This window comes from Mesorhizobium loti CJ3sym (assembly GCF_000472785.1).
Lineage (GTDB): Bacteria > Pseudomonadota > Alphaproteobacteria > Rhizobiales > Rhizobiaceae > Mesorhizobium > Mesorhizobium loti_E.
Genome location: NZ_AXAL01000007.1, coordinates 177,761 through 189,993 on the forward strand (window position 1 = coordinate 177,761; position 12,233 = coordinate 189,993).

15 protein-coding genes are annotated in these 12,233 nt (G+C 62.6%); 10 read left to right on the forward strand and 5 right to left on the reverse strand.

The window, feature by feature from the left end; translation table 11 throughout:
• Positions 1-2: 2 nt before the first annotated feature.
• Positions 3-536: a hypothetical protein gene (locus A3A9_RS0111215; RefSeq protein WP_027058874.1), complete on the reverse strand. Its 534-nt coding sequence runs from the start codon at positions 534-536 to the stop codon at positions 3-5.
• 87 nt (positions 537-623) lie between these two features.
• Here A3A9_RS0111215 and A3A9_RS0111220 point away from each other — a divergent pair, with 87 nt between their 5' ends.
• Positions 624-1,517, forward strand: a complete 894-nt coding sequence (locus tag A3A9_RS0111220; RefSeq protein WP_027058875.1) for a helix-turn-helix transcriptional regulator — start codon at positions 624-626, stop codon at positions 1,515-1,517.
• Here A3A9_RS0111220 and A3A9_RS0111225 read toward each other — a convergent pair.
• Together A3A9_RS0111225 and A3A9_RS0111230 are read right to left on the reverse strand one after the other, a co-directional pair.
• A complete protein-coding gene (locus A3A9_RS0111225; protein ID WP_027058876.1) occupies positions 1,481-2,104 on the reverse strand; it encodes a ParB-like protein in 624 nt (207 codons plus the stop codon). The two genes, A3A9_RS0111220 and A3A9_RS0111225, sit on opposite strands and share 37 nt — an antisense overlap.
• On the reverse strand, positions 2,101-3,801 hold the full coding sequence (locus A3A9_RS0111230; protein WP_027058877.1) for a SulP family inorganic anion transporter: 1,701 nt from the start codon (positions 3,799-3,801) through the stop codon (positions 2,101-2,103). Before A3A9_RS0111230 ends, A3A9_RS0111225 begins: the two co-directional genes overlap by 4 nt.
• On the opposite strand from A3A9_RS0111230, the gene A3A9_RS43920 reads away from it, so the two are divergent.
• Complete coding sequence (locus tag A3A9_RS43920) at positions 3,800-3,988, forward strand: hypothetical protein (protein ID WP_152536096.1); 189 nt, start codon at positions 3,800-3,802, stop codon at positions 3,986-3,988. The two genes, A3A9_RS0111230 and A3A9_RS43920, sit on opposite strands and share 2 nt — an antisense overlap.
• A 24-nt stretch (positions 3,989-4,012) precedes the next feature.
• The gene (gene gyrA / locus A3A9_RS0111235; RefSeq protein ID WP_027058878.1) at positions 4,013-6,817 is read left to right on the forward strand and encodes a DNA gyrase subunit A; all 2,805 of its coding nucleotides are present in this window, start codon (positions 4,013-4,015) and stop codon (positions 6,815-6,817) included.
• A 69-nt stretch (positions 6,818-6,886) separates the two neighbouring features.
• Here gyrA and A3A9_RS45150 read toward each other — a convergent pair whose 3' ends face one another.
• Positions 6,887-7,039 carry a hypothetical protein gene (locus tag A3A9_RS45150; RefSeq protein ID WP_082222018.1) on the reverse strand — a complete coding sequence of 51 codons (153 nt, stop codon included), beginning with the start codon at positions 7,037-7,039 and terminating at the stop codon, positions 6,887-6,889.
• A 194-nt stretch (positions 7,040-7,233) separates the two neighbouring features.
• Between A3A9_RS45150 and coaD the strand changes: the two genes are divergently transcribed.
• The 7 genes from coaD to tgt all read left to right on the forward strand — a co-directional run bounded on the left by coaD (position 7,234) and on the right by tgt (position 11,815).
• Positions 7,234-7,734, forward strand: coding sequence for a pantetheine-phosphate adenylyltransferase (gene coaD, locus A3A9_RS0111245; RefSeq protein WP_027058879.1), 501 nt, complete (start codon positions 7,234-7,236; stop codon positions 7,732-7,734).
• A gap of 111 nt (positions 7,735-7,845) precedes the next feature.
• Positions 7,846-8,340 (forward strand): peptidylprolyl isomerase, encoded by a 495-nt coding sequence (locus A3A9_RS0111250; protein WP_245279018.1) that lies wholly within the window; start codon positions 7,846-7,848, stop codon positions 8,338-8,340.
• Positions 8,341-8,370: 30 nt separating this feature from the next.
• Positions 8,371-8,883, forward strand: a complete 513-nt coding sequence (locus tag A3A9_RS0111255) for a peptidylprolyl isomerase (RefSeq protein ID WP_027058881.1) — start codon at positions 8,371-8,373, stop codon at positions 8,881-8,883.
• Between the two features lie 12 nt (positions 8,884-8,895).
• Positions 8,896-9,345, forward strand: coding sequence for a DMT family transporter (locus A3A9_RS0111260; protein WP_027058882.1), 450 nt, complete (start codon positions 8,896-8,898; stop codon positions 9,343-9,345).
• Positions 9,345-10,433 carry a tRNA preQ1(34) S-adenosylmethionine ribosyltransferase-isomerase QueA gene (gene queA, locus A3A9_RS0111265; RefSeq protein ID WP_027058883.1) on the forward strand — a complete coding sequence of 363 codons (1,089 nt, stop codon included), beginning with the start codon at positions 9,345-9,347 and terminating at the stop codon, positions 10,431-10,433. Before A3A9_RS0111260 ends, queA begins: the two co-directional genes overlap by 1 nt.
• On the forward strand, positions 10,423-10,692 hold the full coding sequence (locus A3A9_RS0111270) for a hypothetical protein (RefSeq protein WP_027058884.1): 270 nt from the start codon (positions 10,423-10,425) through the stop codon (positions 10,690-10,692). Before queA ends, A3A9_RS0111270 begins: the two co-directional genes overlap by 11 nt.
• On the forward strand, positions 10,685-11,815 hold the full coding sequence (gene tgt / locus A3A9_RS0111275) for a tRNA guanosine(34) transglycosylase Tgt (protein WP_027058885.1): 1,131 nt from the start codon (positions 10,685-10,687) through the stop codon (positions 11,813-11,815). Before A3A9_RS0111270 ends, tgt begins: the two co-directional genes overlap by 8 nt.
• A gap of 3 nt (positions 11,816-11,818) precedes the next feature.
• Here tgt and A3A9_RS0111280 read toward each other — a convergent pair whose 3' ends face one another.
• Positions 11,819-12,232, reverse strand: coding sequence for a DUF4864 domain-containing protein (locus A3A9_RS0111280; RefSeq protein ID WP_027058886.1), 414 nt, complete (start codon positions 12,230-12,232; stop codon positions 11,819-11,821).
• Position 12,233 lies beyond the last annotated feature (1 nt).

Sequence of the window (12,233 nt, forward strand, 5' to 3'; positions counted from 1 at the left end):
GCTTATCGATCTTCATTCGCTCGCCGTGCCAGGAACTCGACTTCGAGCCGCCATGTCTGGCCATTGTCGTGAGAGCGCTCGCCGAGCCAGCGGAAGCTGTCTTTCGTGATGCGCGAAAAGCTCCAGCGTACCGCGGAGCCGGTGCCGTCGGCGCCAACCTGCACGATCGCGTCGCCCTCGGCGCGGCCGAACTGACGGCTGAAATACTGATTGCGCGGATCGCTCCAGAAAATGTGCCAGGCGTCCTCGCCGGGATCATAGACCCGCAGCGTTGTGCCATAGAAAGTCCATTTGCCGAGCGAAGGCGAGGGACCGGCGTTCCGCGCGGGCAGGATCCAGACGTCCTGGATGGCGCGGCCTTCCAGCACCCAGCCGAAATGCACCTCGCCACGCCCGGTCAGCACGGTGCCGTCCTCGATGTGGCGCGAGGCGTCGAAGGTCCAGGCGCCGACGAAACGACCGTAAAGGTTCAGTTTTTCACCAAGCCCGCCGATCGGTCCGGGACTGTGCAAAGCTTCAGCAAAGGGGTCGAACATGGCTGCGGTCTCTCTTCGTGTCAGGAGACCGCAAGGAGTAGGCGCTGACGGGGTTCAGGGCTTGGGAAAAATTGCTATATTTCAGCCATGACAGCGACGACCCGCACGCTCGCATCGGGACCGGGCTGGCACGTGGCGGATGTGATCTGCACGGCCGGTGTGGGTGACCGGCCGTTCGAGGAAGCCCATCAGGATTTCTGCGTCGCGGCCGTGACCAGCGGCACGTTCCGTTACCGCGCGCAGCAAGGCACGGCGATGCTGGCGCCAGGCAGCCTGCTGCTCGGCAATTCCGGTACCTGCTATGAATGCGGACACGAGCATGGCTGCGGCGACCGTTGCCTTTCGTTCCATTTCGAGCCGGCCCAACTGGAGCGGATCGTCGCCGGCGTGCCGGGCGCCAGGACGCTCACCTTCGGGGCGCCGCGCCTGCCGCCCTTGCCGGCCCTGGCGCCGTTGCTGGCCGAGGCGGAGGCCGCGCGCGAAATGGCCGACAAGGGTGCCTTCGAGGAACTCTCCTTGCGCATTGCCGCCGCCGCCGTGGCCACGGCTTCCGGCGTCTCGCCGGTCAGGCGCGCGCCGAGCCGCCGCGACCAGAAACGGGTAGCTGAAGCGGTGCGGCGCATCGAACTCGATGCCGACGGGCCGATTTCGCTGTCGGCACTGGCGGATGAGACGGCGACCAGCCCCTATCATTTCCTGCGCATTTTTCGGCAGGTTGCCGGGATGACGCCCTACCAGTTCCTGCTCAAAACGCGATTACACAGAGCGGCGGTGCGGCTGCGCCTGTCGGACGAGGCCATTTCGACAATCGCGTTCGAGGCGGGCTTCAACGACCTGTCGACCTTCAACCGCCGTTTCCGAAGCATCATGGGCGAGACGCCAAGCGCTTGTCGCGCCCGCCGATCAAGCAGTTCCGGCATGCGGGTGGCTCGATGGAGACAAGCTCAATCCGACGTCGGTCCGCACCAACCCGGCAGGTAGTCCGCGTCCTTGCCCTTGGCGAGTGTCAGCGCCACTTTCATCGCCTTGTCGAAGCTCTTGGCCACGACATCCCTGGCGATGCGCCGGCGCAAAAAATCTGCCCAGATGAATTCGCTGAACGGCGTCGTGTCCTTGGCAAAACCGCCCATCCGGCGCAGTTCGCCCGCCATGCTCCGGTAAGGATCATCGATCAGCTCGCCGATTGTCTTTGGAATTGCCGAGTAATCGCGGCGCCGGCCGTTCTCATCGAACGGGTGCATCCAGCCTCTGTTGTCGAGCGCGAAAAGAAACGCGTCCTTGTCGAGCGCGGACAGGTCGCTGATCACGGTCACCAGCACGTCCTTGACACCTTCCTCGAGGAGGGCGCGAGCGAGGTGATGGTGATCGGTGACGTAATTGCGATTCTTGGGGCCCAATACGACCGGCACCATGTGTCTGCCGAGAAAAGCGCCGGTCTTCTTCCTGGCGTCCTGCGCCCGGATCATCTGGCGCTTCAGCGCAACTTCCCGCATGCCAACCGTTATCTGCGTCGGCCTCAGTTCGGCGACGGGAACCGGCGTGACACTGGGTTCTCGGGGGTCAATCATGGCGCTCCATCCTGCTCTTGCTGCTGCTGTGTCCCCGGACCAAGTGATTTGATCGCTGCATCGACACTGTGAAAAATCCGCTGCGGGCCGACGAGCTCGGCAATGCCGAACCGCGCCAAAGCCGCCTGGGCGCGCAGCGATTCCAGCCGGGCGATAGCGAAAATCGCGCCTGTCTTGCGGCAATGGGTGATGGTGTCTTTCAGCGCCTGCGCGGCGGTGTAATCGATTTCAACGATGTTGCTGGCCTCCAGCACGACCAGTTTCACGGTTTCGTTCCTGGCGTCGATAAGATCGCAAAGGCCGCGCTTGAAGCGGTCGGCATTGACAAAGGAGAGTGGCGCCTGGAAGGCCGCCACCAGCACGCCCGAGAATTGTTCGCCAGCACTTGGCTTGCCCGGCGGCCACCACACTGAAGTTCCCGGCACCTGTTCGAGTTCGATCGGCAGCGTGCGGGTGGCGCTCCAGATCCCGTGCAGCAGCGACAGGCCGATGCCGACCGCCACGCCGGTCTCGATCGGCAACACGACGATCGCCGCCATGGTGATCAGGATCAACACGAATTCGACAGGCGCCTGCCGGTAGACATTGGCGAACACCTTCCAGCGCAATATGTGCTGGGCAACGAACATCAGGACACCCGCAAGGGCGGCCTGCGGCACATCGGCGAGCAGACCGCCGCCAAAGGCGCCGAGCACCAGCACGATGGCCGCGGCAATCAGACCTGACAGCTGCGAGCGGCCGCCCGACTGGGAGACGATGGCCGTGCGCGGCGGGCTGGCATTGACGGCAAAGGCGCCGAACAGGCCGGACGCGATGCTGCCGGCGCCGACACCGACGAAATCCCGATTGACGTCGGGGTCGCCCTGTTCCGGCACAAAGGAACGCGAGGTGGCCGCCGTCTGCACCATGACAACGATTGAAATCAGCAGCGCCAGTGGAACCAGTGCCTGCACATCGTCGAAGCTTGCAAGTGGCAGGCCGGGCTGCGGCAGGCCGTTGGGCAAGGCGCCAAGCACCTCGACGCCGCGATCCTTGAGGCCGAAGACGGCTACCGCTGTCGTGGCGAGTACCATGCCGATCAAGGCGCCGGGAATGCGGGCGCTGATGCGCTCGGCACCGAACACGATTGCGAACACGCCAAGGCCGAGCCCAAGGCTCCAGGGGTTGGTGAGGTGGAGACTACCGGTGATCTCACTGATTCGTCTCAAGGTTTCGCCGGTTTCGGAAGGCAGGCCGAGCAGTCCGGGCATTTGCGAAACGATGATGTGGACGGCGATGCCGGCCAGAAAACCTGTCGTGACCGGAACCGACAACAGATCGGCGATCCAGCCAAGGCGGAAGACACCGCTGACCGTCACAATCAGCCCGACCATCAGCGCCAACATGGCGGCCAGCGCCAGGTAGTGCGGCGAACCCGCAGTGGCAAGCAGTGCCAGGCTGCCGGCAAACAGCGGCGTGATGGTCGAGTCCGCGCCGGCTGAAAGATGGCGATTGGCGCCGAACAGGGCGAACGCCACGGAACCGGCAACAAAGGCGAAGAAGCCGATCTCGGGGGCAAAGCCACCGAGCCGGGCCGTTGCCATCTGCTCGGGAATGGCGATCGCGGCCAGTGTCAGACCGGCGATCAGATCACCATTGAGATCCCGGGGCTGCCAGCCGCTCAGCGCCCGCAAAGGCAGCCACTGGCTCCAATTCATGGTGCTCACGGCTTTTGTTCGGGGAAATTGGTCCATTGCCGGCTTTTGCCTTGGTGGCGGCGAAAAGCGTGATGGCCATATCGTCGCAATGTGCGGTATCCTTTTGAAATTACCACCAAAAATGACACTGGAAAAGTGCCGTGAACATTGGAGTTTCGGCGTTGCTTCCTATATAAGCGGTCAGTGATTCCTGATTAGATTGTGATCCGATTTGACCGACCAAAAACCCCCGCGCGGCGCCGACGGCGGCCCCACCGGCATCGAGCCCATCTCCATCATCGAGGAGATGCAGAACTCCTATCTCTCTTACGCCATGAGCGTGATCGTCAGCCGTGCGCTGCCCGATGTGCGCGATGGCCTGAAGCCGGTGCATCGCCGCATTCTCTATGCGGCGCATGAGAGCGGTTATCACTGGAATCGCAAATATGTGAAGTCGGCGCGCCCGGTCGCCGACGTGATGGGTAAATACCATCCGCATGGCGATGCCTCGATCTATGATGCCTTGGTGCGCATGGCGCAGGACTGGTCGCTGCGCGTACCGCTGATCGACGGGCAGGGCAATTTCGGCTCGATCGACGGCGATCCGCCGGCAGCGATGCGCTACACCGAATCGCGGCTGACCAAGGTCGCGCATGAGCTTCTGGAGGATATCGACAAGGATACCGTCGATTTCCAGGACACTTATGATGCCTCGGACACCGAACCCAAGGTTCTGCCGGCGCGCTTTCCCAATCTGCTGGTCAACGGCTCTGGCGGCATCGCCGTCGGCATGGCGACCAACATCCCGCCGCACAATCTGGGCGAAGTCTGCAACGGCGCCATCGCTGTCATTGACAATCCGGCGATCGACCTGCCGGCGCTGATGGAGATCATTCCGGGGCCTGATTTCCCGACCGGCGGCATCGTGCTTGGCCGTTCCGGCATCTACAGTGCCTATTCGACCGGCCGCGGCTCTATCGTCATGCGCGGCAAGGTCAACATCGAGGCGCGCGGCAATGACCGCGAGTCGATCATCATCACCGAAGTTCCCTATCAGGTGAACAAGTCGTCGATGATTGAGAAGATGGCCGAACTGGTGCGCGACAAGCGCATTGAGGGCATTTCCGACATCCGCGACGAGAGCGACCGCCAGGGTTATCGCGTCGTCATCGAGCTGAAGCGCGATGCGGTCGCCGACGTCATCCTCAACCAGCTTTACCGTTTCACGCCGCTGCAGACCTCCTTCGGCGCCAATATGGTGGCGCTGAACGGCGGCAAGCCGGAAGTGATGAACCTGACCGACATGCTGAAGGCTTTTGTGTCCTTCCGCGAGGAAGTCATCACAAGGCGGACGAAATTCCTGCTGCGCAAGGCGCGCGACCGCGCCCATGTGCTAGTGGGCCTTGCCATCGCTGTTGCCAATATCGATGAGGTCATCAAGCTGATCCGCACCGCGCCGGATCCGCAGACGGCGCGCGAACAGTTGATGGAGCGGCGCTGGCCGTCCGGCGATGTCGAATCGCTGATCCTTCTGATCGATGATCCGCGCCACCGCATCAATGAGGACGGTACCTACAATCTGTCCGAGGAACAGGCGCGCGCCATCCTCGAACTGCGCCTGCAGCGCCTGACCGCGCTCGGCCGCGACGAAATCGCCGACGAGCTGAACACGATCGGCGACGAGATCAAGGACTACCTCGACATCCTGTCGTCGCGCGCGCGCGTTCAGCAGATCGTCAAGGACGAGCTCGCCGCCGTGCGCGACGAGTTCGGCACGCCACGCCGCACCGAGCTCACCGATGGTGGCGCGGACATGGAAGACGAGGACCTGATCCAGCGCGAGGACATGGTCGTGACGGTGAGCCATTCCGGCTACATCAAGCGCGTGCCGCTGTCGCTCTACCGGGCGCAGCGTCGCGGCGGCAAGGGCCGCTCGGGCATGTCGACCAAGGAAGAGGATTTCGTCACCAGGCTGTTCGTGGCCAATACCCACACGCCGGTGCTGTTCTTCTCCTCGCGCGGCATCGTCTACAAGGAGAAGGTCTGGCGGCTGCCGATCGGCAATCCGCAGTCACGCGGCAAGGCGCTGATCAACATGCTGCCTTTGGAGCAGGGCGAGCGCATCACCACGATCATGCCGCTGCCCGAGGACGAGACCAGCTGGGGCGAACTCGACGTGATGTTCGCCACCACACGCGGCACCGTGCGCCGCAACAAGCTGTCCGACTTCGTCCAGGTCAACCGCAATGGCAAGATCGCCATGAAGCTGGAGGAGGAGGGCGACGAGATTCTCGGCGTCGAAACCTGCACCGATAATGACGATGTGCTTTTGACCGCCAGCTCCGGCCAGTGCATCCGCTTCTCGGTCGGCGACGTGCGCGTCTTCCAGAGCCGCAATTCGGTCGGCGTGCGTGGCATCACCATGGCCGAGACCGACCGCATCATCTCGATGTCGGTGATCGAGCATGTCGATGCGCCGCCGGCCGAACGTGCCGCCTATCTCAAGCGGGCGGCGGCCGAACGGCGGACTGCCGCCGGTATCGCGGCCGGCGAAGAGGAAGAGATCGCGCTGACCAATGAAGAGGTCGGCGAGGAGACAGAGCTTTCCGACGAGCGCTATGAGTTCCTCAAGGCACATGAGCAGTATGTGCTGACGGTGACCGAATATGGCTACGGCAAGCGCTCTTCGTCTTACGATTTCCGCCTGACCGGCCGCGGCGGCAAGGGTATTCGCGCCACTGACGTGTCGAAAGTGGCGGAGATCGGCCGGCTGGTGGCGACTTTCCCGGTCGGCAATGATGACCAGATCATGCTGGTGTCGGACGGCGGCACAGTCATTCGGGTGCCGGTCAACGGCATCCGTTTTGCCAGCCGCGCCACCAAGGGCGTGACCATCTTCAACACGGCTGAAGGTGAAAAGGTGGTTTCGGTCGAGCGGATCTCGGAGCCGCAATCTGACGAGGAAAGCGAAGAGATCGTCGAGGGTGGCGCTGAGCCTACTTCTGGAACTGACGCTGGTCCGGATAGCGCTGAATAAGTGCCGGACCAGGTTTTGACATAGCAACGCCGGCCCATTTGCCGGCGCGGCAGCAAGTCTGGACTGAGTTTAGTAGTGACGATACGGCTCGCGCGGGCCGAAGCCTTCGAAGCGCTTGGTGGTTGCCTTGACGCGGACGCGTTGTGCCTCCTGATGCAGCCCAAATACGGTGGCGATCAGCATGGCGACGGTCATTGCGGTGGCGAGCATGTAGATCAGCATTTGCGTGTTCTCCTGCGCCTTACAACGGATAAATGGGATTTTGGTTTCATCTTATTAAGGTGCAATCTAGTGAACGCTGGGTGAAGGGTTCGTGATCAGCGTGTTCATCTGTCGTTCATGCGCCGGAAAAGGTTCACGGCCGTTGCGCCAATCGGATTTGCCTTTGCGAGAGAGGCTCGCTAGAAGCACCTGCCATGACTGAACGCACCGCCCTTTATGCCGGCTCCTTCGACCCGCTGACCAACGGCCATCTCGACGTGCTGAAGGCATCGTTGGCGGTTGCCGATATCGTTTATGCCGCCATCGGCATTCATCCGGGCAAGAGGCCGCTGTTTTCCTTCGAGGAGCGGGTGCAGCTCATCGAAGCCGCCACGAAAGCCGAATTCGGCAGGGATGGCGCCCGCATCAGGGTGGTCGCCTTTGACGGGCTGGTCATTGATGCTGCCAGAAGAGAGGGCGCCTCGATCATGATCCGCGGCCTGCGCGATGGCACCGATCTCGATTACGAAATGCAGATGGCCGGCATGAACGAAACCATGGCGCCCGAGCTGCAGACGGTTTTTCTGCCCGCCAGCCCGTCGGTACGCACCATTACCGCCACACTTGTGCGCCAGATAGCCTCGATGGGAGGCGACATCCGCCCCTTCGTGCCGGCCGCTGTTGCCGGCGCGCTCGCAGCCAAATTCGCAAAATAAGTCCGGAGAAAAATCCTCATGCAGCTGAAAAAGCTTGCCTCGTTCCTCGTTGTGCTTGCCGGTCTCGTGACCGCATCGGTCTCGGCCTATGCCGCTGATCCGGAAAACACCATGATCGTCACGTTGAAGGATGGCGACGTCACCATCGCGCTTCGGCCTGATCTCGCGCCCAAGCATGTCGCGCAGATCAAGAAGCTCGTGCGTGACCATGCCTATGACAATGTCGCTTTTCACCGCGTGATCGACGGCTTCATGGCGCAGACCGGCGACGTCAAGTTCGGCAACATGAAAAAGGGCTTTAATGCCCAGGCCGTCGGCACTGGTGGTTCCGATCTGCCCGACCTGCCGGCTGAATTCTCCCAGACCGAGCACTACAAGCGTGGCGTGGTCGGCATGGCCCGCTCGCAGGACCCGAACTCCGCCAATTCGCAGTTCTTCATCATGTTCGCGCCGGCGCCGCCGCTCGATGGCCAGTACACTATCGTCGGCAATGTCGTCAGCGGCATGGAGCTGGTGGACAAGATCAAGAAGGGTGACGAGGCCGACAACGGTACGGTTTCCGACCCCGACCGGATGATCAAGGTGCGCATCGCCGCAGACAAATAATTCTGTTTTTGAGAAAAAAGGACATCTGACATGGCTGAGATCAAGGACCGCGGGAACGCGCTCATCCTGGAAACGACCAAGGGCAAGGTCGTCATCGAACTTTTCCCCGACCTGGCTCCCGGCCATGTCGCCCGCATCAAGGAACTGGCCAGGGAAGGCGCCTATGACGGGGTGGTCTTCCACCGCGTGATCGAAGGCTTCATGGCGCAGACCGGCGACGTCAAGTTCGGCAATTCGAGCAAGCCCACCTTTGCTCCATCCCGCGCTGGCATGGGCGGTTCCGAGAAGCCGGACCTGAAGGCCGAGTTCTCCAACGCCAACCATGGCCGTGGCACCTGCTCGATGGCCCGTTCGCAGAACCCGAACTCGGCCAACTCGCAGTTCTTCATCTGCTTCGACGACGCAGCCTTCCTGAACCGCCAGTACACGGTCTGGGGCCAGGTCATCGAAGGCATGGACAATGTCGACAAGATCAAGCGCGGCGAGCCAGTGGTCGATCCCGACAAGATCGTGTCGCTGAAGGTCGCGGCCGACGTCAAGTAAGGTAGAACGACAATGATGGGCGTCGTCTGGTCGCTTCTCGGCATCCTGTCCGGCGCCTTCATTGCCATTCAGGCACCGATCAATTCGCAGCTCGCTCGCGGCCTGGGCCTCCCGGTCGCGGCGGCTGCGTTTTCGTTCCTGTCGGGCGCGGTCGTGCTCGGCATCATCTCCGTCACGGTGGTGAAGCTGCAAGGCATTTCGCTCGACTGGAAAGCGCCTGCGCCCTGGCTGTTCGTCGCCGGCGGCATGCTCGGCGGCTTCTATGTGACGCTCTCCACGATCCTGACGCCGCGCATCGGTGCTGCTGCCCTGATGGCGTTCCTGGTGGCTGGCCAATTGCTGGCCGGCATGCTCATCGACCGCATCGGCTTCCTCGGCGTTGCGGTACGTGAAATCTCGCTCGGCCGCATCGCCGGCGCGGTGCTGCTCTTGGCCGGAGCGCTGCTCGTCCGGCTCTACTGATGCGTGTCGATCTCTTTGACTTCGACCTGCCGGAGGAGCGCATCGCGCTTCGCCCGGCGGAGCCACGCGACAGTGCCAAGCTACTGGTGGTCAAACCGGGCGAGGCACTCGATGACCGGACAGTTGGCGACCTGCCGTCCATGCTCAGAGCCGGCGATGTGCTGGTGTTCAACGACACCAAGGTCATTCCGGCCCAGCTCAAAGGCATAAGGCGGCGCGGCGAAGCACAGGCGCAGGTCGAAGCGACGCTGCACATGCGCGTGGCGCCGGACCGTTGGTTGGCCTTCATGCGACCGGGCAAGCGCATTGCCGCCGGCGATCGCATCCATTTCGGCCATGACGGCAATTCCTGTTTCCTAGGCCAGCTCGACGCAACGGTGATCGAGAAGGGCGAGGGCGGCGAGGCGCTGCTCGGCTTCGACCTGTCGGGGCCTTTCCTCGACGAGGCGCTGCACGCCGTCGGGCATATTCCGTTGCCGCCCTATATCGCGTCGAAGCGTGACGACGATGAGCGCGACCGGGCCGACTACCAGACCATTTATGCCCGGAAGGAAGGCGCCGTTGCGGCGCCCACCGCTGGCCTGCATTTCACGCCGGAGCTGTTTGCGGCACTCGACGCCAGAGGTGTCGAGCGCCGCTTCGTCACCTTGCATGTCGGCGCCGGCACGTTCCTGCCTGTCAAGGCGGACGACACCGCCGACCACAAGATGCATGCCGAGATCGGCTCGGTCAGCGAAGCGACCGCCGATGCGCTGAACGCGGCCAAGGCGAAGGGCGGGCGCATCATTGCGGTCGGTACGACCTCGCTGCGCCTGCTGGAGAGTGCGGCACGCGAGGACGGTATGTTGCCCGCGTGGTCCGGCCCGACCGACATCTTCATCACGCCCGGCTACCGCTTTCGCACCGCCGACATGCTGATGACCAATTTCCACCTGCCGCGCTCGACGTTGTTCATGCTGGTTTCGGCTTTCAGCGGCCTCGAGACGATGCGGGCCGCCTATGCGCATGCCATCGAGAACCGCTACAGGTTCTACTCCTATGGAGACGCAAGCCTGCTTTATCGCGCGGAGATTAGCGATGGACGATGACCTGCAGACCCTTGATCGCGAGGCCCTGATCGCCGAGGTGAAGAAACTGCGCGCCGGTATTCGCGCACATCGCGACACATCGAGCCATGATCTCTGCTGGCATCATCCCGATCTGTGCGATCTGCTGCCTGAAAAGACCGAGCCGTCGATCGCCGTGCCACCCTGGCCCAAATTCATGCGCGGCTGCGTGCAATATCGTCAATCGCTCGACAGACAGGCGCCTGACGCGCCGATCCACGACAAGGAATTCAATGGCTAAGCCGTTCAGCTTCAAGGTCCTCGCCACCGACGGCAAGGCGCGGCACGGTTTGATCGACATGCCGCGTGGCGAGATCCGCACACCCGCCTTCATGCCGGTCGGCACCGGCGGCACCGTCAAGGCGATGTATATGGACCAGGTGCGTGGTGCCGGCGCCGACATCATCCTGGGCAACACATATCATCTGATGCTGCGGCCGGGCGCCGAGCGCGTGGCGCGGCTTGGCGGCTTGCATGAATTTGCCCGCTGGCCGCATCCGATCCTGACCGACAGCGGCGGTTTTCAGGTGATGTCATTGTCGAAATTGAGGAAACTGACCGAAAAGGGTGTCACCTTCCGCTCTCATATCGATGGCGCAGCCTACGAAATGTCGCCGGAGCGCTCGATCGAGATCCAGGGGCTGCTTGATTCTGACATCCAGATGCAACTCGACGAATGCACGGCGCTGCCGGCCGAGTTGAAGGAGATCGAGCGCGCCATGGAATTATCGCTGCGCTGGGCCGAGCGCTGCAAGACGGCGTTTGGCGACCAACCGGGCAAGGCGATGTTCGGCATCGTGCAAGGTGGCGACAATACAGATTTGAGGGTGCGCTCGGCGCAGGCGCTGAGCGCGATGGAGCTAAAGGGCTATGCTGTCGGCGGGCTGGCCGTTGGCGAGCCGCAAGCGGTGATGCTCGAAATGCTCGACATCACCTGTCCGGAACTGCCTGACGACAAGCCGCGCTATCTCATGGGCGTCGGCACACCCGACGATATCCTGAAATCGGTGGCGCGCGGCATCGACATGTTCGATTGCGTGATGCCGACGCGGGCCGGCCGCCACGGCCTTGCCTATACAAGGCGCGGCAAGGTCAATCTGCGCAACGCTCGCCATGCCGACGATCCGCGCCCGCTGGACGAGGAAAGCGACTGCCCGGCGGCGCGCGATTATTCGCGCGCCTATCTGCATCATTTGGTGCGCTCGCAAGAGGCGCTTGGGGCGATGCTGCTGACCTGGAACAATCTTTCGTATTATCAAAAGCTTATGCAGGACATCCGCGCCGCGATCGGGATTGGCAGCTTCGAGGCGCGTGGGGCTGAGATCACGGAAGGCTGGGCGAGGGGCGATATCCCCGTCCTGTAAACCTCAGGTGCTCAGCGAGTTGGACGCCCGCAAGCTGCAGCCGGTGATCTGGAATGTGCCGTCGGGCTGCTGCTGCAGCGTGTAGACCGCCTCGTAATCCTTGCCGTCGGGGCCGACGATCAGCACCTGCTGGACAATCGAACCCGGGCCTGTCTGCTCGACCTTGCCGAAAGAATAGGACTGTGGCTTGCGCACTGGCGGGTAACCATTGGTCACCATGTTCATGAAAGCGTCGACGGTCGGGAAGATCTGCTTCACATTGGGAGCGGCGAAGCTGTAGGCCCGGGCGCCGTCATTGGCGATGAGAGCCTTCAGCTGGCCGTCGATGACAGTCTGGCCCGCCTTGATCTCGGCGTCGCCGGCAAATGCCGAGGAAGCCAGCATGACGAATGCGAATGCGAAAAAGGGGCGGCGCATG

Bases quoted from the DNA above. Each gene is read 5' to 3' on its own strand.
- A3A9_RS0111270 (WP_027058884.1), top strand. From the start codon at position 10,423: ATGGACGATGACCTGCAGACCCTTGATCGCGAGGCCCTGATCGCCGAG.
- A3A9_RS45150 (WP_082222018.1), bottom strand. From the start codon at position 7,039: ATGCTGATCTACATGCTCGCCACCGCAATGACCGTCGCCATGCTGATC.
- A3A9_RS0111215 (WP_027058874.1), bottom strand. From the start codon at position 536: ATGTTCGACCCCTTTGCTGAAGCTTTGCACAGTCCCGGACCGATCGGC.
- A3A9_RS0111280 (WP_027058886.1), bottom strand. From the start codon at position 12,232: ATGCGCCGCCCCTTTTTCGCATTCGCATTCGTCATGCTGGCTTCCTCG.
- tgt (WP_027058885.1), top strand. From the start codon at position 10,685: ATGGCTAAGCCGTTCAGCTTCAAGGTCCTCGCCACCGACGGCAAGGCG.
- A3A9_RS0111230 (WP_027058877.1), bottom strand. From the start codon at position 3,801: ATGAATTGGAGCCAGTGGCTGCCTTTGCGGGCGCTGAGCGGCTGGCAG.
- A3A9_RS0111255 (WP_027058881.1), top strand. From the start codon at position 8,371: ATGGCTGAGATCAAGGACCGCGGGAACGCGCTCATCCTGGAAACGACC.
- coaD (WP_027058879.1), top strand. From the start codon at position 7,234: ATGACTGAACGCACCGCCCTTTATGCCGGCTCCTTCGACCCGCTGACC.
- A3A9_RS43920 (WP_152536096.1), top strand. From the start codon at position 3,800: ATGGTGCTCACGGCTTTTGTTCGGGGAAATTGGTCCATTGCCGGCTTT.
- A3A9_RS0111250 (WP_245279018.1), top strand. From the start codon at position 7,846: ATGATCGTCACGTTGAAGGATGGCGACGTCACCATCGCGCTTCGGCCT.
- A3A9_RS0111220 (WP_027058875.1), top strand. From the start codon at position 624: ATGACAGCGACGACCCGCACGCTCGCATCGGGACCGGGCTGGCACGTG.
- A3A9_RS0111225 (WP_027058876.1), bottom strand. From the start codon at position 2,104: ATGATTGACCCCCGAGAACCCAGTGTCACGCCGGTTCCCGTCGCCGAA.
- A3A9_RS0111260 (WP_027058882.1), top strand. From the start codon at position 8,896: ATGATGGGCGTCGTCTGGTCGCTTCTCGGCATCCTGTCCGGCGCCTTC.
- queA (WP_027058883.1), top strand. From the start codon at position 9,345: ATGCGTGTCGATCTCTTTGACTTCGACCTGCCGGAGGAGCGCATCGCG.